Origin of the sequence: Halanaerobium congolense, from assembly GCF_004366375.1 — a bacterium.
GTDB classification, from domain to species: domain Bacteria; phylum Bacillota; class Halanaerobiia; order Halanaerobiales; family Halanaerobiaceae; genus Halanaerobium; species Halanaerobium congolense.
On record NZ_SOEF01000025.1, the window covers coordinates 15,378 to 41,881 of the forward strand.

Here is a 26,504-nt window from a genome sequence, read left to right on the forward strand (position 1 = left end):
ATTTTGGTCCCTTTAATCTTAAAAAATCACTTTAAAGATTTAGTAGATTAATTGAAAAGATCACTCAAATCAATTTCAAGATCTAGTTTTACATTGATATCATTATTATCATCGTTATCACTATTATCATCATTTTCATCTTCATCCCAATCATCGTCATCATATTTGTCATCATCGTCCCAGTCATCATGATCGTCATCCCAGTCATCATCATCTTCCATCTTATTATATTTTTCTTTTAATTCTTCGTAAACATTATATTTATTAGCTTCTCTACCTCTGCCTGATTTTTTGATAGTTCTACCAGTATTTAAATTTTTATAGTAGTAGCTATATTTATTATTTGCATGATGCACATCAAGCATTTCTATCATATTACGATCTTTATAATAATATTCATATTTCTGATTTTTAATTTCTATTTTTTCTTCGACACCTGTTCGTTTATTATTATACTTGTAGTCATAGTTATTTCCTCTAACCTTAATAATTTCAGTGCCACCTTTAAATTCATACTTTTTATCATATTTTTTAGTATCTAAAGGTGGAAAATGTCTATCCCTTTTAGGATGTCTGAATCTTACTAAATCGTCATCAAAAATAATCTGGGGTAAACCATAATATCTGTGGAATTCACTAATTCTTTCTCTATTTCGAACCAATCGATCAAGTTCATCTCTGTCCAATCTTTTATCTGAATTACTGTAATAATATAAAATCAAGCTAATATCCTTACTGTCCAGACCCAGTCTGGCCATATATTCTAAATCATCATCATTAACATCTTTAAATACTCTAACAAGTAGATTTTTATCAAAATCATCTAGTTCTAGAGCTGCTGCCGAAATCGAAGCAAGTAATAAAATGCTGATTAAAAGAAAAGAAGTGAATTTTAATTTCATTATTAATCCTCCTTATATTTGAAATTATTAGTTTCCTAATTTTATTATATCCTTGTTCATTATAAATTACAATTCTTAAAAATTCTTTTTAAAAATAAATATAAGTAATTTTTTTGGTATTAATTTGATAAAAGTCTTGATATATATTAAAATATAAATAGTTTTGATTAGAAAATCCTGTTCACTCTTTTAATTTTTAGCATATAATTTACGATATCAATAAAATTTAACTTTAATTGATTGCAGATTATATAGATGATAATTTATTCTTCAAAGCAAAAATCAATTCAAAAAAATAAATTAAAAGCAGGAATAGTTATTATTATAAAGAATAAAGTTATATAAGCTTAAATTTTTTGATAATCGATAAAGGAGTGAAAAAATGATCTGGAAAGATGAATACAAAATTGGAGTAGAACTTGTTGACAGCCAACATGAAGAGCTTTTTAAGCGTTTAGGTGACTTTATAGTAACTGTAAGAAGTGACCAGGACAAAGAAGAAAAAAGAAAAGAAATTGAAAAAACTTTAGATTTTATGGGAGAATATGTAGTTACACATTTCAATGCTGAAGAAGCACTGCAGAAAAGATATAATTATCCAGACTATGAAAATCATCATAAGATACATGAAGATTTCAAAGCAGAAATTGCTGAATTTAAAAAAGAATATAAAGAAAATGACTATGATGAAGATTTTGTTCTGGAGTTTAGTGGAAGGTTATTAACCTGGTTGATTAATCATGTAGCATCAACAGATCAGGATATTGGCGAACATATTAATTCAGTTAAATAGAAGGAGGAAATTAATTAATGGATGTTAAATACTTAAATCCAATAATTGCAGCAACTGATTCAGTTTTTGAAACTATGTTATCTCTTAAACCTGAAAAAGGAAAAATGTCTGTTCAAGAAGAGTTGATAACTGATAAGGAAGCTAATGTTATTATTGGCATGACTGGAGATATAAGAGGATCAATTGTTTATAGCTTTTCTGAAGAAATGGCCCTAAAAGTAGTAGCTGCAATGTCTGGTATGGAAATGGACACACTCGATAAATTTGTTACATCTGCTATGGGAGAATTAGGTAATATAATAAGTGGGAAAGCTACAGTAGGTTTATCAGAACAAGATCTTGAATGTGATATTGTTCCACCTCAGATTGTAACCGGAAAAGAAATCAATATTACTTCTGAAGCCGATTCAGTGCTTATGGTTAACTTTAACACTGAACTTGGCGATTTTGATGTTAGCTTTGCTATAAAATAATTTGAATAAATTAAAAGCTCCTGCGGGGAGCTTTTTCTTTTACCAAGCAGGATTATAATTCTATCTCTAGAATAATAAATAATAACAGAATTAAAATAACAAGAATAAATTTTAATAATTTACTGAGATGGAGGCAGCAAATATGGAAGATACTTATCAATACAACAAATATAAATTTTTAGAGAAGCTTTATACTCCAGTTGGAATTTTAATGGCAGGTATTTTACTGCAATTTTTTTACCCGGGAATTGGATTTTATCAAAAACTTTTAATTTATTTAATTTACCTTTCAGCAGTACTTTTATTTGCTTTTGATACCTTAGCTGTTATTATCAGCAGTTATAAAGTTTGGGATAAAGAAATAATTTTGACAAACAGAACAATAGTTGTCAAAGGCAATGATCATTTAAAAACCAAGGTGGTAAATAGAAAAGATATAGAAAGAATTATTTTTCGGTCATTAAGAGGAGAAGATGTAGAAATACCACACTTTAGAAAACTTGAAGATATTGATGATAAACTTTATGAACTTGCCGGCAGGAAGTTTGTTATAAAATATGATGAAGAAAATTCAGATGACATAAAAACTATAAATGCTGAAAATGAACTCGTAATTCATTTAGAATTACTTCCAGCAGAATTTATAGAAGACTTTATTAAATGGTACCAGGCCGATATTTCTTTAGAGTAATTTCAATTTGAATAAATTATAGCATCTAAGTCTTATTATTTACTTTGAAGCTCTTCTAAATCATAAAAAAATGAAAGAATTTCAGCAATAATAGTATAAAGTTCTTCGGGAATTTCATCTCCAACATTTAATTCTGCGAGTACTTGAACAACATCCTTATCTTCTTTGATAGGGATGTTTTCTTCTTTAGCTTTTTTTAAAATTTTTTCGGCAATATTTCCTTTACCACTGGCGATAATTTTTGGAGCACTATCTTTAGTGTGATCATATTTTAAAGCAACCGTTTTTTTAAGATGTTCTTTATCCAAATTATTTTTGCTATCTGCTGCCATCTTTTTTCCTCATTTCAGTTTTATATTGGCTCTTCGCTATTTAGTGTGGGTAACACAAATGTCATATATTAACATTAATGGTAACATGGAATATAAATACACTCTCAATACAGCATAAATTTAGACTTAAATAAATGCTTGAGGTAAATCAAAATCAAGTTTACCGCACTTTAAATAGATAGCTGTCATGAAATTATTTAAATTCCTAAATCCTCTGGCTTTTCTTTTTATGGTCTGAACAATACTGTTTAAGCCTTCTAAGATTCCATTGTTAATATGACTTTCAATATAATTCATTATGCCCTGCCAGTGTCTGTTAATAAATCGACCTATTTCAACCATTGGTTCCAGCTGACTGCGGATCGCCCAGAGATACCATTTTTGTAGATAGCTTGCTGCTGTTGTGAGGTCATCTATATCCCAAAACTCCTGTAAAGCTAATTTAAGATTATAGGCTCTCAATGTTTTTAGATTCATCTCAGATAATGATTTGAACTTTTTCTGTTGTTTTTTAGTTAGATTGTTCTTGTTTTTAAGCCAGATGTATCTTGTCTTTTTGAGTTCCTTGTTATCAGACTGTTCATTGCGTCTGACCTGATCTACAGCTTTGTTAACGGCTTTCATTACGTGAAACTTATCAAAGGTAACCTTAGCTTGAGAAAAGTTTTCAGCAACGCCTTTAATAAAAGCAGGAGACATATCACAGCAGACTTTTTTAATGTTTTTAGGATCACCATTATGTGATTTTAGACTTAAGGCAAAAGAATCAACAGTTGAAGAGTCTTTACCTTCAGTAATATAGATTATTTTTGATTGATCCAGATCTACAAATATTGTGATGTAATTATGTCCTTTTTTGCTTGAAGTTTCATCAATACCAATTTTATTGGTGCTGCTGTAGTCTTCTTTAGCACGGGCTTCATCGACATAACGGTTTAATATTCTCCAGAGTCTTGTATCGTGTTCGCCGACTAAATCAGCTATTTCATTGACAGTCATTGCTTTTGCTAATTCCATAATGAAGGCTTCAAAAAGCATTGTAAAGCCTGAACCTGGTTCAGCCCAGGGTGCTTTCACCTGAAGCACTCCATGTTCTGTACATTTTGTTCTCGGCATTTTAGCATGTATATAGGCTCTATACTGAAAGAAGTTAAGATGTCTCCAGGTTCTTTCTTTAGTATCGTGAATGGATGATTTTTTACCACACTCAGGGCAGGGGAATTTACTGCCTCTTTTATGAGAAATGTAGATATCAAGTCGACCATCATCTTTATTAAAATCTAATTTATCAAGTTTCCATGGGTCATTAATTCCTAAAGCCTGGGTGAATAAATCTATATTATTAAACATTAAAATCATCTCCTGTTATAGTATAGGTAAAGTATACCATAATTGGAGATTGAAATGAACAAATTCAACGAGATTAAATAAAAGAACAATGAAAACCCACACTAAATAGCGAAGAGGCTTTATATTTTTATATCAATATGCCTATATTTACCTTCTTGATTGCTATCATTTAATTCAGGAAGAATAATTTTATTAAAAAATTTAGTTTTTTCTTCTTCGAAATCCTCAAAATTTTCTATATGAACTCGATTAATTTCAAAATCATTTTTATAGAGAGCTGACTGTAATTTAGCAATATTATCTTTGATCAATTCTGCAGTTTCATGGCTTTCAGTAAAAAAACTGGTGTTAATTTTTTTTTGGTTAATATTAATATTGCTTTTAATTGGTCCTATGTTTTCAAACTCCAAAATAAAAGTAATGTTATAACCTGTATTACTTTGTTCAGCTTTATTTTCATCACCACTATTTTTTTCGATTTTTAAGAGCAGTGAAGACATTTTATTTTCTTGTAATTGGACTGGAATTTCTAAAGCCAGCATTAGAGGAGTATTTATATCCTGCTGCTGTAAATTAATTATTTTTTGTCCCAAAAAATTATCAGCAATTTTTTCTTCACTTTCACCACCACTTTTATTAAAAAGTGAAACTATTTGATCAGAAATCTTAGAAAAATCATTTAATTTTGCTGCAATTTTAGCTGCTTCTGTATTTAGATCTAAAGTTGATTCATTTTTATTAATAATTGAAGAATTATTTTCAAGCAGATTTTTAAACAACTCATTTTTGCTTTCAATTTCAGTAATCATATTTTCAAGATTAGAATTCTGAAAATTTGTTTTCATTTCATCAACTAAGCTTTCGGCTAAAGGAAGCTGGTTGTTCTCTAGAAAAGCAAATGATTTTAATACAGCAGTCTTTTCAGAAAAAGATTCAATATTATTTTCAGCTAAATAATTATTTAGGATTTTAATAGTATTTTGATCAAAGTTTTTAGCAGTAGTATCTAGATTATTTAAAATTAGAGTTTTTGTCTCCTGGTCTAAATTATTAAAACTATTCAAAAAATCAGGACTTAAGTTACTAATGTTTTCATTATTTGCTGGAGGAGCCGGAGTGGATTCAGGATTTTGTACATTTAAATTTTGAGTTGAAGCAGCCGCTTCTTTATTTAGTGTGTTTTGAGATGGTTCAGTTAAACTATTTAAATCTATTATAGATTCTTTTAGTTCAGATAAAGATGAATTTTCTAGAAGCTGACTTAGTTGTTCCTCACTTATTGAATTATTGGAGTTGATATATTGTTCAAGATCAGCCGCCAGATTTCCATTATTATTAAAAATTGATCGTAATGCATCAACAAATTTTTCTGAGTAGGGAAGACCATTACTTTCTAAAAAGGCAAAAGCTTTTATAACCGCCATTTTATCTTGAGTATTTAAGGCCGGTTTATTACCCAAATACTCTAAAAGTTGACCTACTGTTTTTTCATTTAACGGCATTTCTAATTTAGCCCAGCTGTCGAGCAGCATTTTTTGGGTATCATCTTCTAAAGATGCAATCAGCCTAAAAATCTCTGGTAAATGTTCAACCCCTTTATTTTTGACCTTGCTTTCATCTGTATTTAAATTATCAGTATTTAGAGTCTGCCTCAAAATACCGATATCAAGTTTTCTAATTGGTGCTAATCCATTTAAATCCATAATGTCAACTCCTTCAAATATAATGCATGTATTCATTCAATTCTATAAAATTGATTAAAATCCTTTAATTTATTCAGATAAATAAGCTTAAATTAGTTTAAAAATTTAATTTTAGTTATTGACATTTGATTATAATTATTATATTGTTATATTCAAATAATACAATATTATAATTGGAGGGATTTAAATGGAAAATATTGAGTCATTATATTATATTGAGACAAATAGAACTTTTACTATGCTGAGAAAATATGCCTGGATTTTTACCCTGACAGTTGCTATAGGTGGTTTATGGTTTCCTAAACTTGGACTTTTTGTTTTACCAGTAATGCTTGGTTTATCATTAACATCATTTTTTAAAGGAAGATACTGGTGTGGGAATATTTGTCCTCACGGCAGCTTATTTGATGCAGTGATGTTGAAATTTAGTAAAAACCGAGAAATACCCAAATTTTTTAAATCAAATATTTTAAGAATTGCTTTTTTAGCATTTTTCTCTTTTCAAGTTGGTAGAAAATTGATCAGAGTTATGGGGATTTATGGTCAGGCTCCATTTTTAGATAAATTAGGTTTTATTTTTGTAGCAAGCTATTTAATGGTTACAGTTTTAGGAGGAATTACCTCAATTTTTTATTCACCCAGAACCTGGTGCCAGTTCTGCCCAATGGGAACTATTCAGCAGGCAAGTTATAAGGCGGGAAAAGCTTTAGGGGTAAACCAAAAGACTGATGAAAAAGTAACAATTGAATCCACTGATCTCTGCCATGAATGTGGTATGTGTGCTAGAGTCTGTCCGATGCAGCTTGAACCATATCTAGAATGGAATGAAAATGGTCAATTAGATAACGAAAAATGTATTCGCTGCAATACCTGTATGGAAAACTGCCCAGCAGGAATTCTAGAAATCAAAAATGATGCAGCTTCTGATTTTAATGTCTGGGAAGAAGGCGAATTAGATTACTATAAAAAAGATGAAATTTCAGCGGTGATTGAAAATATTGAAGAGATGTCAGAAAATATCAAAGAATTTTCATTTAGACTGCAGAATCCAAATCAGATAGATGTTGAAGCTGGCCAATTTATTTTGGTAAAAGTTTCTGAAAAGCATCAGATGTATAGAGCCTATTCTATTGCAGGAATAGAGGATGAAGGCAGTTTAATTAAAATAACTGTCATGAAAGTTGCTGATGGATATGGAACCAGCATTATTTTCTCAAAATTTAAAGAGGGGCAGGCGATTGAACTTAAAGGACCAATGGGTCATGAACTAGTTGTAGATACTGAGGCAGAAAATATAATGCTAGTTGGCGGAGGTATAGGAATAACTCCATTTATTCCAATTGTAGAATCTGTTGTTAATAACGAAAATAAGATTAAAAATGCCAAACTAGTTTATGGGGTTAATAAAGAAAATCAGTTTTTATATAGAGACTTTTTTGAAAAAATGGAGGCTGAATCTGATAAATTCGAATTTATCCCGGTAGTAGCCTTTGATGATAATTGGGAAGGTGAAAAAGGATTTGTAACAGATGTTATGGATAAATATGATCTAGATGATTATAAGATTTACATGTGTGGTCCAGGACCAATGGAAGCAGCAGCCCGTAAACTTTTAGAAGAAAAAGATTTTGATCAGAGTCACCTTTATGCAGAATCAACTTAAAAAATTAAGTTTATCTTCTAATAAGCTTTATAAAACAGCTGTAGTTTTAAATTGAATTCACCATAAAATATTCAATAGCAGCCTAAAACATCCTTATTTATTACAAATAAGGGTGTTTTTTTTATTTTTAATTAAATTTTAAAAAAACTATGTTATAATAGTTGTAGAAAATATATTAATGAATTGATGGGAGGGAATATAATGTCAGAACACTGTGGAAACTGCGGCGGTGGTTCTAATGATTGCGGCAGCAGTGATTTAGATGAGGCTCAAATAGAAGAAATACTTGCAGAAAAAGAAAATCACAGAAGAAAATATACAGTTGAATATAGAATTAGCTTAGAAGAGATGGCCTGTCAGGCAGAAGAATTAATTGATAGAGTTAAAGCTTATACAGGGATAGTAGATGAAGTAGAATTTACAGAAAAAGAGCTAATTATTTCTTACGATGATCGTTTGGTTACTCCTGCTGAAATTTCAGATTTAGTTCAATAAGTTTGTAAAATAACAAGGGAAGAAGGGGTTAAAATGAAGAGCCACGAAATTGACTTCGAAATTATTGGTGATGACATGCAGGTGGTAGAGGTAGAATTAGATCCAGAAGAAACTGTAATTGCTGAAGCTGGAGCAATGAACTGGATGGATAATGGAATTTCATTTGATACCAAAATGGGAGATGGCAGTGAAGCAAATAACTCTCTATTAGGGAAGGTTTTTGGAGCTGGTAAAAGAGCAATAACCGGTGAATCAATTTTTATGACTCATTTTACTAATACCGGTTATTCTAAAAAGAAAATTGCTTTTGCTGCACCGTATCCCGGAAAAATAATTGCTTTAGAACTTTCGGAGTTACCCTTAAATCAATTCACCTGTCAAAAAGATGCTTTTTTATGTGCTGCTTTGGGAACAAAAGTTGATATCACTTTTAATAAGAGATTTGGAAGTGGTTTATTTGGTGGCGAAGGATTTATTCTTCAAAAATTAAGTGGAGATGGGAGAGCTTTTGTTCATGCTGGCGGAACTGTAGTTAAAAAGGAATTAAACAATGATGAAATAAAAGTGGATACAGGCTGTCTGGTTGGATTTACAGCAGGTATAGATTATAATATTGAAAGAGCAGGAAATTTAAAATCAATGGTTTTTGGTGGGGAAGGATTATTTTTAGCTACTCTTAAGGGTAAAGGAACTGTTTATCTGCAGAGCCTGCCGTTTTCCAGACTTGCTGATAGAATTATTAAAAATGCTCCTCGTATTTCAGGTAAACAAAAAGGCGAAGGATCTGTTTTAGGTCAGATCGGAAATATTTTAGATGGAGATAATTTTTAACTAAATTGTAATCTCCTTAACTTGCAATACCTCCCGGGATATTAGATAATATATATTAATACCTATAATAATTAAAATAAATTTATTGAAATAAATTAGGGAGGTAATATTATGTTGACTTTAAAAGAAATAAAAGCAAATCCTGATTTCCAGCATATGATCAAAGAGGCTAATCATTATCTTTCAGAAAAAGGTTATACAGAACATGGTTTTAGACATGTTAATTATGTTTCTGAAACAACTGAAAGAATTTTAAAAGATTTAGGTTTTGATGATAAGACTGTTGAGTTTGGAGCTATTGCAGGATATTTACACGATGTTGGTAATATGTTTAATAGAAAACATCACGGAATTTCTGGGGCAAATATTGTCTATACAGAACTGAGAAGATTGGATGTGCCTTTAAAAGATATTACAAAAATAACTACAGCAATTGCCAATCATGATGTTGATATTGGTAAAGCAGTGAGTCCAATTACAGCAGCTTTAATTTTAGCTGATAAAAGTGATGCCCATAGAACTCGTGTTAATAAAAAAGATTCTACATTTATTCATGATCGGGTTAATTTGGCAATTATGGATTCAACAATATCAGTTGATTCAGAAGATGAAACAATAACTTTGAGCATAGATTATGATTCTTCGATCAGTCAGGTAATGGATTATTTTGAAATCTATTTATATAGAATGGAAATGTGTAAAGAAGCTGCTAAATATCTAGGCTGTCGTTTTAGATTGCTGATCAATGATTTAGAGCTTTTAGGTCATGTTAATTATCAAGAAGATTAGATTCTAAAAATATGATTATTTTTAACTGAGGAAGGTAAATATGTTTTATAAATTCTTATTGATCTTTATAGTAGTACCCTTAATCGAGTTATACTTTTTACTTGAAATAAGTCAATTTATTGGTGTTTTTACAACTGTTATGGTAATAGTATTTACAGGAGCAGCAGGAGTTAGCATTGCTAAAAGGCAGGGTTATCAAGTAGTTAATAATATTCGTTCAACCCTTAATTCTGGTAAGATGCCAACAGATGATCTAATTAGTGCTTTACTAATTTTAATTGGTGGAGTAACCTTACTAACTCCAGGTTTTCTAACAGATATAACAGGTTTTCTATTAATCTTACCTGGCTCAAGAGATTTGATTGGGGCAGTTGTGAAAAAATACTTCCTCAAATATGTTAAAGAAAATAAAGTGGAAGTTCATTATGGTGGTCAATTCAATCAAAATCAGCAGCAAACTAATAATCAAAGAACTAATGATGATCAAAGTTATAAAGAAGATTTCATTGATGTAGAAGCGGAAAAAGTAGAAGATGATTAAAAAAATAAATATCTGCAAAAAAATAGGAGCCAGTTTAAACTGGCTCCTTTAATATTGTTATTTAGTTTATGCATTTTGATAGAGCAAACGGTGTCTTAAATTGAATACATGTGCAAAAGAATAATTTTCTTCAAGCTGCATTTCATATACCAATTTATTTGTCATTAAGACACAAATTCTAAAAGCTGATTCAATATCATTTTTAAAACTGTATTCCCTCTCTAAAAATTCCTGATGTTCTTTTTCTATAAAAGTTTCTAAATTATTTCTATAAACAAATTTCTCTTCTCGCATTAATTCTCTATTTTTATGTATATTTAAAAAATTATATATCTCTATTTTTATCTATTCAATTCTATCTCCACATAGAACAGAAATAATATTTTGAAATTAATTCATAACTAGAAAGAATAATAAATTTAATTTTTATTATATTTCATTTATTTTTATAAAAAAATAATTAAAATCAGAATAAATATATATTTAAAATAATTAATAACGTCTTTATATGGGGATTAATAAATAAATTCCGGTATTATTTTTGATATTATGTTATTATGAATAAAATAATTAATTATAAAAAAGGTAGTTTAAAATTATAAAATGAAAAAAAATAAAAAAAATGATAAAAAACGCTTGTTTTTATTTTTTTTTTATGTTAGTATTAAATTAACGAAAAAGTTAGTTAATTCATTTTATTTAAATTTTAATTTTAAATACCTTGGCCAGGTAATGTAAAAATCTAGGAGGGACTAAAATGACAGAAATATCTAAGAAAAAAATTGTAATTGGTGCAGCGACTGCTGGAATAGAACTTAAAGAGGTAATTAAGGAAATGTTGGATGAAGAAGGGATAGCATACGAAGATGTGGGTCTTGATTCTGTTGATGATGAAATGTATTATCCATCAGTAGCAAAAAAATTATCAGAAAGAATTATTGCTAGTAATTATGAAAAAAATGGTATTTTAATCTGTGGTACAGGAATTGGAATGGCAATAACTGCTAATAAATTTCCAAAAATTTATGCAGCTCAGGTTTATGATACATTTGCTTCTGAAAGAGCATCCTTAAGTAATGATGCTAATGTTATTACACTTGGATCAAGAATTACTGGTCCTAGACTTGCAAAGAAAATTGTAAAAGAATGGCTCGGACTTGAGTTTGAACCGGGACGTTCAACTCCAAAGCTAAAAGAAATTTATGATATTGAAAAAGAAAACTTAAAAGGTATTGAATAAGCTTAGGTAAAAATTACTTGAATCATGAAATAAAAGCAGCAGCTTAAATAAAATTATAAGGAGAGTGAAGATTAATGAAATTTTTTATTGACACAGCAAATCTGGAAGAGATTAAAAATGCAGAAAGTTATGGAGTTATAGATGGTGTAACCACAAATCCGTCACTTGTTGCAAAAGAAGGAGATATTGATTTTCAGACAAGAATTAGTGAAATTTGTGATACTATAGATGGTCCTGTAAGTGCAGAAGTTGTTGCACTTGAAGCAGATAAGATGATTGAAGAAGCAAGAGAGCTTGCAGAAATAGCTTCAAATGTAGTAGTAAAAATCCCTATGACAATGGAAGGTCTCAAAGCTGTTAAAACATTAAGTGATGAAGGTATAAATACAAATGTAACCTTAGTTTTCTCAGCAAATCAGGCACTTTTAGCTGCTAAAGCAGGTGCAACTTATGTTAGCCCATTTATTGGAAGACTGGATGATCGGGCAGCAAATGGCATGGATCTTGTAAGAGAGATTGTACAGATATTTGATAATTATAAAATGGATACAGAAATCATTTCTGCAAGTATTAGACATCCAATGCATGTAAAAGAAGCGGCTTTAGCAGGTGCAGATATAGCTACAATTCCATTTAACGTAATTGAAAAACTTTCGCAACATCCATTAACTGATATAGGAATAGAGAGATTTTTAGATGACTGGAATAAAACTCAAGGTAATAAATAAGGGGGAAAAGATGTTAAATGAAATTGCAAATGTTGTCTGTGGCTTAGCGGCAGATTCAGTAGAAGATGCTAACTCCGGACATCCAGGTTTACCGATTGGTTGTGCAGAGATTGGAACTGCTTTATATGCAGACATATTGAAACATGATCCTCAAAAACCGGACTGGCCAGATAGAGATAGATTTGTACTCTCTGCTGGTCATGGATCAGCACTGCAGTATGCACTGCTTCACTTAAGTGGTTATGATCTTTCACTGGAGGAATTAAAAAAGTTTCGTCAGCCTGGTTCTAAAACTCCAGGACACCCAGAATATGGGATGACTCCAGGCGTAGAAACTACTACTGGTCCTTTAGGGCAGGGCTTAGCTAATGCAGTTGGAATGGCTCTTGCTGAAGAGATAAAAGCTGCAGAATTTAATACATCTCAACATAAAATAGTAGATCATTATACTTACACTATTGCTGGAGACGGATGTATGATGGAAGGTGTAAGTTCAGAAGCGGCTTCTCTTGCCGGTCACCTTGCTCTTGATAAGCTAATTGTTATTTATGATGATAACAATATTTCTATAGAAGGTAGTACAGATATTACTTTTACAGAAAATGTAGCTGATCGATTTAAAGCATATAACTGGCACGTTATTGAAGATGTAGATGGACATGATCTTGAACAGATTAAAAATGCAGTAAAAGCAGCAAAGGCAGAAAAAAACAAGCCAACACTTATTATGGCTAAAACTAAAATTGCCTGTGGTGCACCTACAAAAGAAGGAACTGCAGCAGCTCATGGAGCTCCACTTGGTGAAGAAGAAATTAAAGGATTAAAAAAGAATATTGGTCTTCCTGTTGATAAAAAATATTATATATCAGAAGAAGTAAAAGAATTTTTTGCAGAACGTCAAGTTGTATTAGAAGCTAAAAGAAAAAAATGGGAAGCAGAATTTATTGAATGGGCTAAAAACAATCCTGAATTGAAAGAAAAATGGGATAAAGCAGAAGCACTTCTTTTACCAGATAATCTTAAAGAAACTATCGAAGAACTTGAAATTGAAACTCCAAATGCTACAAGAAAAGCTTCTGGAGCTGTTCTAAGAAAACTTGCAGATGAGATTGATTATTTACTTGGAGGTTCAGCTGATCTTGCTCCTTCCAATAAAACATATTTAGATAAATATGCAGAAATTCAGCCCGGAAATTATATGGGTAGAAATATTAGATTTGGGGTCAGAGAACATGCAATGGGCTCAATCGTAAATGGAATGTTTTTACATGGTGGACTGCGACCATTTGCTGCAACATTTTTGGTTTTCAGCGATTATATGCGTCCCGCAATTAGGATGGCCGCTTTAATGAAGCTACCAATAATTTATGTATTCACACATGACTCGATTTATATCGGAGAAGATGGACCTACTCATCAGCCAGTTGAACACTTAGAAGCTTTGCGTGGAATTCCTGGACTTAAAGTTTTAAGACCGGCAGACGAAGAAGAAACAAAAGCTGCCTGGTATGAAGCTATTAAAAATACAGAAGGTCCAACTGCACTTGTATTTACAAGACAGACTCTTCCTCATCTGGACAAAGAAGATGATTTCTGGACTGGTATGGAAAAAGGTGCTTATAAAATAAGCTCTACAGATTCAGATACTTATCATTATACATTCCTTGCAAGTGGTAGTGAGGTATCACTAGCAGTCGAAACAGCTGATCTTCTTGAAGAAAAGGGAAAAAACGTACAGGTTATTTCTATCCCAGATAAAGATACTCTTGATGGAAATGAAGAATATTATTTTGATGAACTGCTTTCTAAAACAGAGAAAACTGTTGTTATAGAAGCAGGTATAGGTAGAGCCTGGCATAATCTACTTAATGGAGATTATGAATTAATTACCGTAGAGGACTTTGGTGAAAGCGGACCGGGTAATAAAATAGCTGAAAAATTTGGCTTCAATCCAGAAAAAATCATTGAAAAAATAAGCTAGTAGAGTTAAATAAAGCTGTAGAATTTTATTTCTGCAGCTTTTAAAATACATTTAAAATTCAGAATATTGATTATGGATGTAATAAGAAAGAATATATATTAATTTAAACTAAGTTTTTAATCTAAAAATATGTTTTCACCAATATAAAATTGTTAATTTTAGTAATTGTCTTTATCTAGTGATTATTCCTGAATTTTTGGTTTGTGAATAACTTTATTGTTTGATTTTTTAGTACAGATGTTTATGAGAAATTTTTTAATTCTCATTTAACATATATATAGGTGTTTGCAAAATAGACAAAGAAAATAGTAAAAAACTGTAAGTAATGGGTTGAGTTCAATTTTAAAAATTTAAAAATTGAATAAGAAAATGTTCTAATAAAACTAAGCATGACAAAATAAACCTATGAACACAGGTTTTAAAAAAAGATATTAAAAGATTTAAATTCTAAGCAATTAGTGATCTTAAAGATCTAATATTTTCTGGTTTATCCATTTTATCAGCTAAAATCAATGTTAAAAGCTGAGTTATTCCAGCCAGAAAAACATCTGCTTTAATACTCTTTAGATTCTGAGTTTTTAGATTACCAGTAACCATAGCATCTTTAAAATAGTTAATTGTCTGTTCAACCACTCCGCGTTTTTTGTAGAGATCTATCCAGTCATCTGTATCTCTAATGATACCAGGATAAGTTCTTAAATCCTGATTTGGATAAGTATAGATAACTCTACCATAACTGGAGTCAGTACAGGGGTTTTCACAGCAGCAGTTTCTTTTACCGCCTTTATGATTGGTTTTTGGACAGACAAATTTAAATCTGGGGCTGCGATTCTTTTCGCGTGACCAGCCAGCTGGTTTCATTGGTAAAGAGGAATCTTTAGGACATAAAGGCCAGCCGTTTTCATTGTAATTTGGTTGGGGTAGATCTGAACTACTATTTCTAGGATTAAGTGGAATGACTGCTTTATCAAAGCCAAAATCCTTAATTAAAAAGGGGTAAGTCTGATAATTATCAAAGGCAGAATCAGCGATAAAAGTGGAATAATGTTGATTACTATGAAGATTGAAATAATCTTCTAAAACTGGTTTTAAAGAAGTTGAATCTCCAATTGATTTGTCTTCATCAGGTGAGTCAGATTTTTTCTCAATAGGTACTTCAGGGTGATTATCTTTAAAGTCATCATCAAAAAAGGAGATATGACGGATAATACCAAGCCCATTAGTGACAATACCAGCTTTGTAGACATAGCAGAAATGACCATTGATATAGAGCTGTTTAATCTCTTGATTAACATGAGCTGAAGAAGGCATAGACTGATAAGCGAAGGAATATATATTAACATTTTTATCGTTTCTGTAGATGTTTTTAAGTCTGCGAATGATATTGTTTATGTATTTAGGATTGTTTTCAGTCACATAGGGTTCAAAGCCAGTTGTATCATAGATGAAAAGATCAGATTTTAGAGGGTCAATTTTTCTGCAAAGAGGTTCAGTAACATCAACAAGATGATAGAAAAGATCTTCTAAGTGATCTTCAAACTTTGTCTTAAAACGAGAAAACTGAGAGATATCAGGAACAGATTTAAAACCACAGAAATCTCTTAAGTCGCTGCTCAATGCAAAAATATTAACTAAAAGTACAAGAGTTGGAATTCCTAATATTTTTTGAAGGATAAAGGCAGAAAGTATTGATTCCAGACCATATTCTCTTTTTCTACCAAAATATTTGTAGTAAGCATTGTAGAAACTGGCAGGAATAAATTCAGATAAATCAAGATATTGATCGAGCATTTCAAGGAATTGAGGTTTATCATTTTGAGCCCAATCTTTGGCTTGTTCATAAAGATCACCGAAAGACAATTGCTTTTTAGAATTAAAAGACATTATGATTTCCTCCTTTTGATTTGTGGTATTTTTAGTATCTCTAACTATATTATACCATATCTTAAGGAGGAAGTCACCAAAAATTTATGTCATGAGCCCTGTTATTTCGGGCCTTAGACATTATACAAACGACTATTAACATATATATAAATTAGGAGGGGAAATTATATGAAATATGTATTAGGAGTAGACATTGGTACTGGTGGAGCAAGGGCAGCAATTATTAATGAAAATGGAGAATTTGAAAATTCATTCTATACTGATCATGATTATAAGATACCTAAAGCAGGTTGGGCTGAACAGGAAGCAAATGTATATTGGGACAGTTTTTGTGAGGTGGTTCAAGAGGCTACAAATTGGGTTGAAGAACAGAATGGCGAAATTGTAGGGCTTGGTATTAGTGGTTTAACTCCAGATGTTTTACCTATAGATAAAAATGGAAAGGCTTTATATCCCGCAATTCTCTGGCTGGATAGAAGAGGTACAGAAGAAGGTGAATGGATAAAAGATGTTATTGGTGTAGATAAAGTATTTGAATTAAGTGGAAACACAGTTGACCCTTATTATGGATTAGTAGAACTTCTTTGGTTAAAAAATAAAGAACCAGGCATTTATGGACAAGCAGATAAGTTTGTAAATATTAAAGATTATATTATTAATAAAATAACTGGAACAGTTTGTATGGACTATACTCAGGCAGCCTGTACAGGTATTGGTTTTGATATTCGCAAAAAGCAGTGGGATCCTGCAATGTTCGATAAACTTGGTCTGAATATTGACAAGATGCCTGATCTAGTTAGACCAGAAGAAGTAATTGGAAAAACTCTGCCAGAAATAAGTGAAAAAACTGGTTTGAAACCTGGTATTCCAGTAGTTGCTGGAGCAGGGGATTGTTTTGCAAGTGTAATGGCTGCTGGCGTTAGTGAAGTTGGAGAAAATGTTGTAGCACTTGGCACATCAGCTGTTTGGGGCTTTTTAGGAAAATCAGATGATTTTGCAAAAAATATGCTTGTTTCACCTGCACCAGGTTACCCTGATATGTATCTTACTAGTGCTGCTCCAGCTTTTACGGGTGGAGTTTATAAATGGATTAGAGATAATATCATGGGACATGAAGGTGAAGATGCCTATATTAAAATGAATAAAGAAGCTGCAGAAATCAATCCTGGCTCAGATGGATTAACTATACTTCCATATTATGCAGGTGAAAGATCACCTGTCTGGGATGCAAGAGCTAGAGGAGTTATGTTTGGTTTGTCCACGGACCATACTAGAGCTAATATATTTAGAGCTGGACTCGAATCTGTAGCATATGCACTGCTTGATAGTTTGAAATACATTAGAGCTTCAGGTACTGAGATTGGTAAAGATATGGTTGTAACGGGTGGTATGGCTAAAAGTAAATTATTGAGAGAAATTTTAGCCAATACTCTAAACATGAATGTTATTTACATTGGTGGTCATGTAAGTGCCGAAGTAGGTTCAGCTTATATTGCTGGTAATGGTGTTGACCTATTTGAGAGCTATGAAGTTGCAAAAGAAAAACTAGATCTTATCGATAAAATTGAGCCGGATCCAAAGATCAACGAAATTTATGAGGAATACTATGAGAGAGTCTACAAACACCTACATCCAGCTCTTAAAGATATATTTAGTGCTAACTATGAAATTAGAAATAATGTTGATAAGTTAATAAATTCATTTAATTGCTAAGTTATTTGATTTCTTAACTGTACTATAAAATAATTATTATATAAATGATTAATAAATTCTAACCTGTTTTCTCGTAATAAGTCAACAATTTTAATAAGAGAGAAAACAGGCAATAATAATCATATAAATATATTTTATGACTTTAGATTTCAAAATATTCTTAAAAATTTTACTTATTTTTATTAATAACTTACTATTCTAAAGCTAAAAAGGAGAATAATAAATATGCTTACAAACTTAAATGAAGTATTACCTCAAGCAAGAAAAGAAGGCTATGCAGTGCCCGCATTTGACTGTATTGAAGATTTTATGGTCAGAACTATTTTGGATACTGCAGAAAAAAATAACTCACCCGTAATTTTAATGTCTTTAAGACACGATCTTGAAGGTAAAGGATTTAGTTATATTGCAGGTTTGATTAATAAAGTTGCTCCAAAATATCACATACCAATTGTGCTTCATCTTGACCATGCAGAAGATTTTGAGTTCATAAAAAAAGCTATTGATAATGGTTTTAGTTCTGTGATGTATGATGGTTCTAAGCTTCCATTTGAGGAGAACATAAAGAATACAAAAGAAGTAGTTGACTATGCACACGCTAAAGGAGTTACGGTTGAAGCCGAATTGGGCCATGTGGGTGGAATGAATCTTGATGGAAGCAAAGAGGGGGATTCCCAACTTACAAAATCGGAAGATGTGAAAACATTTATCGAAAAAACTGGAGTTGATGCCTTAGCAGTTTCAATTGGTACAGCTCATGGTGTTTACGAATCCGAGCCGAAATTAAATATTGAACGGTTGAAGGAAATTAATGAAGTCAGTTCGGTTCCACTTGTACTCCATGGTGGTTCTGGCACACCTGTAAAACAGGTTCAAAAATCTATAAAAAATGGTATTACTAAGATCAATATCTTTGCTGATTTGAGAATCTCTATGTATAAAGGTCTTTTAAAAGCTGCTGAAAAGGCAAAAAAAGACGCTAGAATTGATCCAACACCAGATATGCTTTTTGAACCGATCAAAAATTATTTAAGTAACACTGTGGCTACAAAAATAGAAGAGCTATTTTCTGATAATAGAGTTTGATTAACTATTGAACAGAATATGGAAAACAAAATATAATTAGATTTGACGTAACGAAATGTTAACTGGGAGGAATAATATGAAAACTAGAGCTCTGAGATTATATGAAAAAAAAGATTTAAGGTTGGAAGAATTTGAACTTCCCGAAATAAAAGAAAATGAGATTCTGGCAGAGGTTGTCACAAACAGTATTTGCATGTCGACATACAAAACGGTTCTTCAGGGAGCCGACCATAAGCGTGTTCCTAATGATGTTGCAGAAAATCCAACTATTACAGGACATGAATTTGCAGGAGAAATTTTAAAAGTCGGTTCAAAATGGCAGGATGAATATCAGCCTGGACAAAAATTTACTGTTTCACCAGTTTTAGATTACAAGGGTAAATCCAATACTGCAGGTTATTCTTATAAATATTTTGGCGGCAACAGTCAGTATGTAATAATTCCAGCAGAAGCGATGGAGCTAGGATATCTTTTTAAATATGAAGGAGATGCTTTTTATGAAGCATCATTAGCTGAACCTATCTCCTGTGTGATTGGTGGTTATAAATCCGTTTATCATAATGTTGATGATTATACTCATAAAATGGGAATAATTGAAAATGGAAGCACAGCTCTTCTGGGAGCTGCTGGTCCGATGGGTATTGGTGCTTTAGATTATGCCCTTCACTCAGAAAGAACTCCTTCTCTTTTAGTTTTGGTAGATATAAATCAGGATAGATTAGATAGATTGGCAAAGATTTTCCCACCAGCAGAAGCAGAAAAAAATGATATTGAATTACATTATATTAATCCACAGGATGAAAATGATCTGATTGAAAAATTAAAAGAACTTAATGGAGGCAGTGGTTATAATGATGTATTTGTATATGCTCCTGTTAAATCTCTAGTTGAAGATGGAGATAGGCTTTTAGGTGATGATGGAAATCTGCATTTTTTTGCAGGCCCTACAAACAAAAACTTTTCAGCTGAAGTTAATTTTTATAATGTGCATTATTCTGCTACTCATTTTACAGGTTCATCAGGTGGCAATGATGAGGATATGAAAGAAGCTCTCAGACTTTTTGCAGAAAGAAAACTAAAGCCTGCTAAAATGATTACCCATATAGGTGGATTAAATACTGCTGAAGATACTATTTTGAATCTTCCTAATCTGCCAGGTGGGAAAAAATTGATTTATACAGGAATTGATATGGAATTAACTGCATTAGATGATCTTGCTGTACGCGGAGAAGAAGATGCTCGTTTCACTGAATTGGCAAAAATAGTTGAAGACAATAATGGAATATGGTCAAAAAAAGCAGAAGAATATCTTCTCCAGAATTTCAAATAAAAAAGAATAAAATTATAAAAACCTCATTATAAAAACAGCAGTTTTACTTTGAGCTGTTTAAATATGGGGTTGCTTTTTTTGATCTGTTTAAAGTTACATAAAATTTTAAATTGAGATTAATTAAGAAGAAGTTTTATTTACCAACTATGATATCAATTCCTGCTTCTTTAATTTTCTTTACATCATCTTCTTCTATACCAGAATCGGTTATTAGTAGATCAATATCACTTGTTTTTGCAAACTGAGCTGCAGAAGTATGGCCAATTTTAGTATGATCAACTAATGCAATAAGTTTACTGGATTTAGATACCATTTTCTTTTTTAATTCTACTTCATAAAAATTGAAATCTGTTAAACCATTATTAACATTAAATCCATGTGAAGAAGTAATCATTAAATCAGCTGAAATATCATCTAACATACAGCTACCAATTAAGCCTTCAACCGATCCTGATTTAGGTCTTACAATTCCACCGAGAAGGATTACATTAAAATCTTCTTCATTTTTTACTTCAAGTGCTGTGTAAATACCATTGGTAAGAACGGTTAATTTTTCACAGTTGGAAAGATAAGGAATAAGATAAAGGATTGTTGAACTGGCATCAAGTATAATTGTCTGACCACTTTTAATATAATCTTTTGCTAACTTACCAATTGCTTTCTTTTCTTCAATATTTTTTTCACTTCTTTTGTGAAAATTACGAAAACTATCGACCTCATCTTTATCCGGAAGAACAGCTCCACCATGGATTCTTTCTATAAGACCTTGTTCTTCCAATTGGGCTAAATCGTTGCGAATAGTTGCACCTGAAACATCTAGTTCTTTTTCCAGTTTTTGAGTAGATATTTGCTTATATGTTTTAAGCAACTCTAAAATTTTATTTTTTCTGGTATGTGAAAGCATAGAAAAGACCTCCAATCTATAATTTTTAATAAAATTATCTTATTTGAATTTTATGATCAATATTGAATGTTCTTATTAAAGGTCCATTTAGAAGTTTATTTGGATATTAAGGCCTTTTATATTTTTAATTGTATTTTATAAAATTTCAATTGTCAAGCATATATTCAGTAAAATTAAAAAAAATTTAAAATTACTTCTTTTTTATCTTTGAAATAAAAATAAATAAAAAAATATTCAAGAATTAAAATTTTAGTTCAGGCAGAATTATCTAGGTTTATAAATGTATTTAAAGCTTAACAAATTAGAGATTAAAGCAGATAGCAAAAGATAAATAAATATAGAATACTAAAAAGGTATATGAAAAAATAATAAAAATATATGAAAAAATATGAAAATAAATAATAGAAAATACTTGCTTTTAGTTTTATTTTATGTTAATATTTAATTGACGAAAAAGTTTTTATATTCTTTATTAAGTAAAATAATTAAAATTGGTTTAATCTTAAGGAGGAATTTTAATGGATTTAAATCTTAAAGAAATTTCAGGAAAAGAATGTTCATGTGGTAAAGTACACGAGGTACCTATAAAAGAGGTTGTAATTGAAGAAAATGCTTTGAGTAGAATCCCAGATTTAATAAGTAGAGTATCTGAAGAAAAAAAGGTTTATGTTGTTAATGATAAGAATACAAAAGCTGCTGCAGGTGATAAAGTACAATCGTTGCTGAAAGAGTCAGGTTTTGAAGTTGAAGAAATATTACTAAAAGAAAAAGAAGGTGATGATCACCTAGTTCCAGATCCAGATGCAATTTTTGGTGTTTTATCTGGTGTAGATGATGATGGATATATTTTGGCAGTTGGGTCAGGAAGCATCAATGATCTTACCGCTTATGCAGCTCGTAAAATGGGCAGACCATATTCTATCGTAGCTACTGCTCCTTCAATGGATGGTTATGCTTCTTCCATTGCTTCTATTACTTATGAGGGTGTAAAAAAATCTTATGATATTATCCCACCAGATTTTATAGCTGCAGATCTTAATGTACTTGCTGAATCACCCTGGAAGTTAATTCAATCAGGACTTGGTGATTTACTTGGTAAAGTGACTTCACTGCTGGGATGGAAGATGCAGCGTGAATTATTAGATGCATATTTCTGTCAGGAAGCTTATGATATGGTTGAGAACGTATTGGATGATCTTTTCAATGACTATGAAACGATTATTGAACGTAAGATTGAAGGAATTGATGCCCTGACAAAAGGATTGATTTATTCAGGTATTGCAATGATGATGGTTGGCAACTCAAGACCGGCTTCTGCAGGAGAACATCAGATATCACATTTCTTTGATATGTATTCTGGTATATTCCAGGAATCTGTGCCTACACATGGAATAAAAGTTGGAACAGCAACAGTTATTACTAGTGAATTTTATTTAAAACTGCTTGAAACAAATTTTGTTGATCTTGAATTAAATCATGATAGAGAAGCAAGAGAAAAAGCAATTAAAGAAATTTACTTGGAAAAAGCGCCTAAGATATTAGAACTATTAGATCAAAGATGGGAACGCGAAAAGATAAGCAAAGAAAAACTGCTTGAAAAAGAGGGAAACTTAAAATCTTATATTGAAGAATATAAAGAAAATCTGAAAAAAGTAGATGAAATTCTTGATGATTTTGGTTTTTTTGACAGAGAAGATGTTAAAGGACTTAATCATGATTGGTTGCGAAAAGCTGTAAATTATGGTTTTGAAATAAGGGTTCGCTATTCTATCTTAACACTATTAAATCAGGCTGGACTTCTGGAAGATTGGGCAGAAGAAGCAATTGATAATTTAGAAACAAGACTTTAGATTATACTTTAAATTGAAAAGAAAACTAAATTTTTTTTCTAAGATATAGCTCTTTATTAAACTACAATAAAACTCTGAAAATATTTGCTTAATGTTTGCTTAAAATTTTTTAATATCAATAAGATTGATGAAATAGATAATGCGATAAATTTTTTAAAGGGAATGATAATAAATGACTAAAATTAAAGATATCAATTGTTTTTTACTTGACATGGATGGTACCATTTATTTGAGCAATAAATTAATTGATAAAGCAGTAGATTTTATTAATCTACTTGATGAACAGGGTAAGGATTATGTTTTTTTTACAAATAATTCTTCCAAAAATACTAAGGATTATCAAAAAAAGCTAAAGCGTTTTGGTCTAGAAGTTCCAGTCGAAAGAATTGTTAATTCAGGTCAGGTTACTGCAGATTATGTCAATAAGAAGAAAGAAGGAGCAAAGGTTTATCCTTTAGGAACACCTTCTTTAGAACAGGAATTAGCTGATGCGGGATTAAAAATAGCAAAAGATAAAAATGAAGATATAGATTTTGTTGTTTTAGGTTTTGATAAAACTCTAGAGTATAAGAAACTCTGGGATGCACATGATTTAATACTGGATGGGGTCGAATATATAGCCACAAATCCCGATTATGTCTGTCCACTTGAAGGTGGCAAAAGCATGCCTGATTGTGGCTCGATGATCAGTCTTCTCGAAACATCTACAGGTAAGAGACCACTGGTGATTGGGAAACCTAATACTATGATGGTTGATTATGTATCTGATACTCTCGGTGTAAAAAAAGATAGAATGGCTATGGTTGGAGATAGGCTTTATACAGATATTAAGATGGCCATTGATGCTGATATTACAAGCATACTAGTTTTAAGTGGTGAATCAACTAAAGAAACGCTTGAGGAGAGCCCTCATGAACCTGATTATGCTCTCGAATCTGTTGCAGATATAATGGATGAACTAAAAAATAATAATAGTCAGTAGTTTTTTTAATTAGCTTCAAATAAATTAAATTATTTTCAAAATAATTTAAAGGAGGAATTATTATGGGTAATCCAAATTATGAGAAGTATCTTAATGATCCGGAAGATTTGATTGAAGAGATGATTGATGGTTTTGTTAAGTCATATGAAAACAAAATAAAAAGGGTTTCGGAAAGATGTGTTGCGAAAAAAGAAGCCCCTATTAAAGGTAAAGTAGGAGTAGTCTCTGGAGGTGGCTCAGGTCATTTACCTGCATTTATGGGATATATTGGTCAAGGAGCATTAGATGCAGTAGCAGTAGGAGATATTTTTTCCTCGCCTTCGGTTGATCATATTTATGAAACTATTAAAGCTGCAGATGGAGGAGAAGGAGTTCTCTGCTGTATAGGTAACTTTAGTGGAGATATCATGAATTTCGAAATGGCAGCAGAAATGGCTGAAGAAGATGGAATAGATGTAGATACAGTTATTATTAATGATGATGTTGCTTCGGCACCAAAAGAAAAGATGGAAAACAGACGTGGTGTTGCAGGTGAGGTAATTATTTGGAAGATTGCTGGAGCAATGGCAGAAAGAGGATACAGCTTAGCAAAAATGAAAGAAATTTCCGATAAAGCCCTATTTAACACACGCAGTATGGGAGTTGCTCATAAACCATGTATTATGCCGACAAATGGTGAACCCAGTTTTGAGTTAGCAGAAGGTGAAATGGAAATTGGTGTAGGACATCACGGTGAGCCAGGTATTAGAAAAGAAACTATGAAAACAAATAATGAGGTTACAGCTGATTTAGTTAACATAGTTCTTAAAGACCTCCCCTATAAAGAGGGGGATGAGGTAGTTGTTTTAATCAATGGTCTTGGAGCCACCTCTCCTCTTGAAATGTATATTTCTTATCGTAAAGTATATAATATGCTTGAGGAAAAAGGAATAGATATTGTTAAAAACTATATTGGTGAATTATTTACTTCACAAGAGATGGCAGGTTATTCTATTACACTAACCAAAGTTGATGATCAACTAAAAGAATTGTTTGCTGATAAATGTGATGCAGTATCCTTTAAACAAATGAAAGAGGATATTAACTAAATTCACATATAAAATAAATTTAACTTGAATTCGGCAAGTAAAAAGTTAAAGTAGTTCTTTTTAGATTTTTGCCGTTAAAAAATCATTTCAATCTATTAAAATTAAATATTTAGTCTTAATTTAGATAACCAGTTAAATAAATTATCCAGCTCCCAGATTTCAGACGCACTTAACTAAACTATGGTTTTCATAGCTTAAAAATTAGTCTCAACTGTACTGGTGGTTTTAATTTAGGACCACCTTCTTTCTAAAATCTGTTAACGCCTTTCTAAGATGTGTAATTGTTTTTTTCAGCAGTTTATTTGGGGCAAATCGGATGTGTTTGTACCAGCCACTGCCGCAGATATTACCTGCTATTTTGTAAAATATTCTTCTGATCGTTGTTATCTCATGATGGTGCATACTTTCAGGTAAGAAAGTTCTTTTAAACCAGTTATTAAGGTTAAAAGCAATCATTTTAATCAGTAAATACAGTTCATTACATTTGCGATTAATCTGAGTGTTCTGGTCAAAGGCAAAACCTTCTTTCAGCTCGTCAATCTTGTTTTCAATATTACAGCGTTGGTTGTAGTCATTAAATACTTCTTCAGCTGTTAGATAGTCAACATTAGTAACTATGGCCTGATATTCATAGGTGAACTCTTCAAAAAGAAGCTGACCATTTTTGTTGCTTTTAGGTAACGATTTTTTGATTAAAACAAATCTACGCTCTCTATCCCAGCTTTTTAATGGAACTCTAATTTCTGTAACACTAAATGTGTTATCAATTTTGACCCAGGGGTATTGGTCTGGATTTTCATTAACATAATCAATAATTTTTTTGACACCATTTTGCATTTTAGCTTTGATCACATATTCGATACCGTTATCTTCACAGTATCTAAAGTTTTTCTGATCAAAAAATCCTCTATCTGCTCTGATTCTTTTTAGATACCAGGTTTTAGGTAGAGTCTCAATACAGGATTCTAAGAAACTAAGGAATTCATGGTTGCTGTGATGAGTACCTTCTTCCAGTGTCAGGTTAAGTAGTTCATCAGTCTTAGAAATGATACCAACTTTCTCTTTAAAAGAAGGTCTGCCTTTATATCTTGGATTATATCCATTTTCAGAACCTTCCTGATTACCAAAAACAGTACAGACTGTATCATCAAAGTC

25 protein-coding genes are annotated in these 26,504 nt (G+C 31.3%); 17 read left to right on the forward strand and 8 right to left on the reverse strand.

The window, feature by feature from the left end; translation table 11 throughout:
* Positions 1-47: 47 nt before the first annotated feature.
* A complete protein-coding gene (locus C7954_RS09540) occupies positions 48-902 on the reverse strand; it encodes a hypothetical protein (protein ID WP_134059781.1) in 855 nt (284 codons plus the stop codon).
* Between the two features lie 382 nt (positions 903-1,284).
* Between C7954_RS09540 and C7954_RS09545 the strand changes: the two genes are divergently transcribed.
* The 3 genes from C7954_RS09545 (at position 1,285) to C7954_RS09555 (ending at position 2,859) form a co-directional block, all read left to right on the forward strand.
* Entirely contained in the window at positions 1,285-1,695 is a 411-nt protein-coding gene (locus C7954_RS09545) for a bacteriohemerythrin (RefSeq protein WP_089716829.1), read from the forward strand.
* Positions 1,696-1,712: 17 nt separating this feature from the next.
* Entirely contained in the window at positions 1,713-2,168 is a 456-nt protein-coding gene (locus tag C7954_RS09550; protein WP_089716830.1) for a chemotaxis protein CheX, read from the forward strand.
* A 142-nt stretch (positions 2,169-2,310) separates the two neighbouring features.
* A complete protein-coding gene (locus tag C7954_RS09555) occupies positions 2,311-2,859 on the forward strand; it encodes a hypothetical protein (protein WP_089716831.1) in 549 nt (182 codons plus the stop codon).
* Between the two features lie 35 nt (positions 2,860-2,894).
* On the opposite strand, the gene C7954_RS09560 is transcribed toward C7954_RS09555, so the two are convergent.
* The 3 genes from C7954_RS09560 to fliK form a co-directional block, all read right to left on the reverse strand.
* On the reverse strand, positions 2,895-3,191 hold the full coding sequence (locus tag C7954_RS09560; protein ID WP_134059784.1) for an EscU/YscU/HrcU family type III secretion system export apparatus switch protein: 297 nt from the start codon (positions 3,189-3,191) through the stop codon (positions 2,895-2,897).
* Between the two features lie 126 nt (positions 3,192-3,317).
* On the reverse strand, positions 3,318-4,541 hold the full coding sequence (locus tag C7954_RS09565) for an ISL3 family transposase (protein WP_134059788.1): 1,224 nt from the start codon (positions 4,539-4,541) through the stop codon (positions 3,318-3,320).
* Between the two features lie 119 nt (positions 4,542-4,660).
* Positions 4,661-6,244 (reverse strand): flagellar hook-length control protein FliK, encoded by a 1,584-nt coding sequence (gene fliK, locus C7954_RS09570; RefSeq protein WP_134059791.1) that lies wholly within the window; start codon positions 6,242-6,244, stop codon positions 4,661-4,663.
* Between the two features lie 187 nt (positions 6,245-6,431).
* Here fliK and C7954_RS09575 point away from each other — a divergent pair, with 187 nt between their 5' ends.
* The 5 genes from C7954_RS09575 to C7954_RS09595 all read left to right on the forward strand — a co-directional run bounded on the left by C7954_RS09575 (position 6,432) and on the right by C7954_RS09595 (position 10,563).
* The gene (locus C7954_RS09575; protein WP_134059793.1) at positions 6,432-7,907 is read left to right on the forward strand and encodes a 4Fe-4S binding protein; all 1,476 of its coding nucleotides are present in this window, start codon (positions 6,432-6,434) and stop codon (positions 7,905-7,907) included.
* 201 nt (positions 7,908-8,108) lie between these two features.
* Complete coding sequence (locus C7954_RS09580) at positions 8,109-8,402, forward strand: hypothetical protein (protein WP_134059795.1); 294 nt, start codon at positions 8,109-8,111, stop codon at positions 8,400-8,402.
* A 33-nt stretch (positions 8,403-8,435) separates the two neighbouring features.
* Entirely contained in the window at positions 8,436-9,233 is a 798-nt protein-coding gene (locus tag C7954_RS09585) for a TIGR00266 family protein (protein WP_089716973.1), read from the forward strand.
* A gap of 111 nt (positions 9,234-9,344) precedes the next feature.
* Positions 9,345-10,022, forward strand: coding sequence for an HD domain-containing protein (locus C7954_RS09590; protein ID WP_089716972.1), 678 nt, complete (start codon positions 9,345-9,347; stop codon positions 10,020-10,022).
* A 40-nt stretch (positions 10,023-10,062) separates the two neighbouring features.
* Positions 10,063-10,563 (forward strand): FxsA family protein, encoded by a 501-nt coding sequence (locus tag C7954_RS09595; RefSeq protein WP_089716971.1) that lies wholly within the window; start codon positions 10,063-10,065, stop codon positions 10,561-10,563.
* 66 nt (positions 10,564-10,629) lie between these two features.
* Here C7954_RS09595 and C7954_RS09600 read toward each other — a convergent pair whose 3' ends face one another.
* A complete protein-coding gene (locus C7954_RS09600; protein ID WP_243833667.1) occupies positions 10,630-10,857 on the reverse strand; it encodes a hypothetical protein in 228 nt (75 codons plus the stop codon).
* A gap of 463 nt (positions 10,858-11,320) precedes the next feature.
* Here C7954_RS09600 and C7954_RS09605 point away from each other — a divergent pair, with 463 nt between their 5' ends.
* From C7954_RS09605 to tkt, 3 genes are all read left to right on the forward strand, one after another.
* Entirely contained in the window at positions 11,321-11,803 is a 483-nt protein-coding gene (locus C7954_RS09605) for an RpiB/LacA/LacB family sugar-phosphate isomerase (protein ID WP_208320682.1), read from the forward strand.
* A gap of 74 nt (positions 11,804-11,877) precedes the next feature.
* Positions 11,878-12,531, forward strand: coding sequence for a fructose-6-phosphate aldolase (gene fsa, locus C7954_RS09610; RefSeq protein WP_134059797.1), 654 nt, complete (start codon positions 11,878-11,880; stop codon positions 12,529-12,531).
* 10 nt (positions 12,532-12,541) lie between these two features.
* Positions 12,542-14,512, forward strand: a complete 1,971-nt coding sequence (gene tkt / locus C7954_RS09615) for a transketolase (RefSeq protein ID WP_134059799.1) — start codon at positions 12,542-12,544, stop codon at positions 14,510-14,512.
* A gap of 447 nt (positions 14,513-14,959) precedes the next feature.
* Here tkt and C7954_RS09620 read toward each other — a convergent pair whose 3' ends face one another.
* Complete coding sequence (locus C7954_RS09620) at positions 14,960-16,396, reverse strand: transposase (RefSeq protein WP_134059801.1); 1,437 nt, start codon at positions 16,394-16,396, stop codon at positions 14,960-14,962.
* Between the two features lie 168 nt (positions 16,397-16,564).
* Between C7954_RS09620 and C7954_RS09625 the strand changes: the two genes are divergently transcribed.
* The 3 genes from C7954_RS09625 to C7954_RS09635 all read left to right on the forward strand — a co-directional run bounded on the left by C7954_RS09625 (position 16,565) and on the right by C7954_RS09635 (position 20,525).
* The gene (locus C7954_RS09625) at positions 16,565-18,109 is read left to right on the forward strand and encodes an FGGY-family carbohydrate kinase (protein WP_134059803.1); all 1,545 of its coding nucleotides are present in this window, start codon (positions 16,565-16,567) and stop codon (positions 18,107-18,109) included.
* A 225-nt stretch (positions 18,110-18,334) separates the two neighbouring features.
* Complete coding sequence (locus tag C7954_RS09630) at positions 18,335-19,195, forward strand: class II fructose-bisphosphate aldolase (RefSeq protein WP_134059805.1); 861 nt, start codon at positions 18,335-18,337, stop codon at positions 19,193-19,195.
* Positions 19,196-19,271: 76 nt separating this feature from the next.
* Entirely contained in the window at positions 19,272-20,525 is a 1,254-nt protein-coding gene (locus C7954_RS09635) for a zinc-binding dehydrogenase (RefSeq protein WP_134059807.1), read from the forward strand.
* Between the two features lie 133 nt (positions 20,526-20,658).
* On the opposite strand, the gene C7954_RS09640 is transcribed toward C7954_RS09635, so the two are convergent.
* On the reverse strand, positions 20,659-21,429 hold the full coding sequence (locus tag C7954_RS09640) for a DeoR/GlpR family DNA-binding transcription regulator (protein WP_134059809.1): 771 nt from the start codon (positions 21,427-21,429) through the stop codon (positions 20,659-20,661).
* A 518-nt stretch (positions 21,430-21,947) separates the two neighbouring features.
* Here C7954_RS09640 and C7954_RS09645 point away from each other — a divergent pair.
* From C7954_RS09645 to C7954_RS09655, 3 genes are all read left to right on the forward strand, one after another.
* Positions 21,948-23,279, forward strand: coding sequence for a sn-glycerol-1-phosphate dehydrogenase (locus C7954_RS09645; RefSeq protein ID WP_134059811.1), 1,332 nt, complete (start codon positions 21,948-21,950; stop codon positions 23,277-23,279).
* Between the two features lie 172 nt (positions 23,280-23,451).
* A complete protein-coding gene (locus C7954_RS09650; protein WP_134059813.1) occupies positions 23,452-24,261 on the forward strand; it encodes an HAD-IIA family hydrolase in 810 nt (269 codons plus the stop codon).
* A 62-nt stretch (positions 24,262-24,323) separates the two neighbouring features.
* Positions 24,324-25,349, forward strand: coding sequence for a dihydroxyacetone kinase subunit DhaK (locus tag C7954_RS09655; protein WP_134059815.1), 1,026 nt, complete (start codon positions 24,324-24,326; stop codon positions 25,347-25,349).
* 225 nt (positions 25,350-25,574) lie between these two features.
* Here C7954_RS09655 and C7954_RS09660 read toward each other — a convergent pair.
* A partial coding sequence (locus C7954_RS09660; RefSeq protein WP_134059817.1) for an IS1380 family transposase occupies positions 25,575-26,504 on the reverse strand: 930 nt, incomplete at its 5' end.

Coding starts and splice junctions, on each gene's coding strand:
- fsa (WP_134059797.1), top strand. CDS start 11,878: ATGAAATTTTTTATTGACACAGCAAATCTGGAAGAGATTAAAAATGCA.
- C7954_RS09590 (WP_089716972.1), top strand. CDS start 9,345: ATGTTGACTTTAAAAGAAATAAAAGCAAATCCTGATTTCCAGCATATG.
- C7954_RS09550 (WP_089716830.1), top strand. CDS start 1,713: ATGGATGTTAAATACTTAAATCCAATAATTGCAGCAACTGATTCAGTT.
- C7954_RS09640 (WP_134059809.1), bottom strand. CDS start 21,429: ATGCTTTCACATACCAGAAAAAATAAAATTTTAGAGTTGCTTAAAACA.
- C7954_RS09565 (WP_134059788.1), bottom strand. CDS start 4,541: ATGTTTAATAATATAGATTTATTCACCCAGGCTTTAGGAATTAATGAC.
- C7954_RS09560 (WP_134059784.1), bottom strand. CDS start 3,191: ATGGCAGCAGATAGCAAAAATAATTTGGATAAAGAACATCTTAAAAAA.
- C7954_RS09595 (WP_089716971.1), top strand. CDS start 10,063: ATGTTTTATAAATTCTTATTGATCTTTATAGTAGTACCCTTAATCGAG.
- C7954_RS09540 (WP_134059781.1), bottom strand. CDS start 902: ATGAAATTAAAATTCACTTCTTTTCTTTTAATCAGCATTTTATTACTT.
- C7954_RS09600 (WP_243833667.1), bottom strand. CDS start 10,857: ATGCGAGAAGAGAAATTTGTTTATAGAAATAATTTAGAAACTTTTATA.
- C7954_RS09650 (WP_134059813.1), top strand. CDS start 23,452: ATGACTAAAATTAAAGATATCAATTGTTTTTTACTTGACATGGATGGT.
- C7954_RS09580 (WP_134059795.1), top strand. CDS start 8,109: ATGTCAGAACACTGTGGAAACTGCGGCGGTGGTTCTAATGATTGCGGC.
- C7954_RS09620 (WP_134059801.1), bottom strand. CDS start 16,396: ATGTCTTTTAATTCTAAAAAGCAATTGTCTTTCGGTGATCTTTATGAA.
- C7954_RS09555 (WP_089716831.1), top strand. CDS start 2,311: ATGGAAGATACTTATCAATACAACAAATATAAATTTTTAGAGAAGCTT.
- tkt (WP_134059799.1), top strand. CDS start 12,542: ATGTTAAATGAAATTGCAAATGTTGTCTGTGGCTTAGCGGCAGATTCA.
- C7954_RS09575 (WP_134059793.1), top strand. CDS start 6,432: ATGGAAAATATTGAGTCATTATATTATATTGAGACAAATAGAACTTTT.
- C7954_RS09585 (WP_089716973.1), top strand. CDS start 8,436: ATGAAGAGCCACGAAATTGACTTCGAAATTATTGGTGATGACATGCAG.
- fliK (WP_134059791.1), bottom strand. CDS start 6,244: ATGGATTTAAATGGATTAGCACCAATTAGAAAACTTGATATCGGTATT.
- C7954_RS09630 (WP_134059805.1), top strand. CDS start 18,335: ATGCTTACAAACTTAAATGAAGTATTACCTCAAGCAAGAAAAGAAGGC.
- C7954_RS09545 (WP_089716829.1), top strand. CDS start 1,285: ATGATCTGGAAAGATGAATACAAAATTGGAGTAGAACTTGTTGACAGC.
- C7954_RS09635 (WP_134059807.1), top strand. CDS start 19,272: ATGAAAACTAGAGCTCTGAGATTATATGAAAAAAAAGATTTAAGGTTG.
- C7954_RS09605 (WP_208320682.1), top strand. CDS start 11,321: ATGACAGAAATATCTAAGAAAAAAATTGTAATTGGTGCAGCGACTGCT.
- C7954_RS09655 (WP_134059815.1), top strand. CDS start 24,324: ATGGGTAATCCAAATTATGAGAAGTATCTTAATGATCCGGAAGATTTG.
- C7954_RS09645 (WP_134059811.1), top strand. CDS start 21,948: ATGGATTTAAATCTTAAAGAAATTTCAGGAAAAGAATGTTCATGTGGT.
- C7954_RS09625 (WP_134059803.1), top strand. CDS start 16,565: ATGAAATATGTATTAGGAGTAGACATTGGTACTGGTGGAGCAAGGGCA.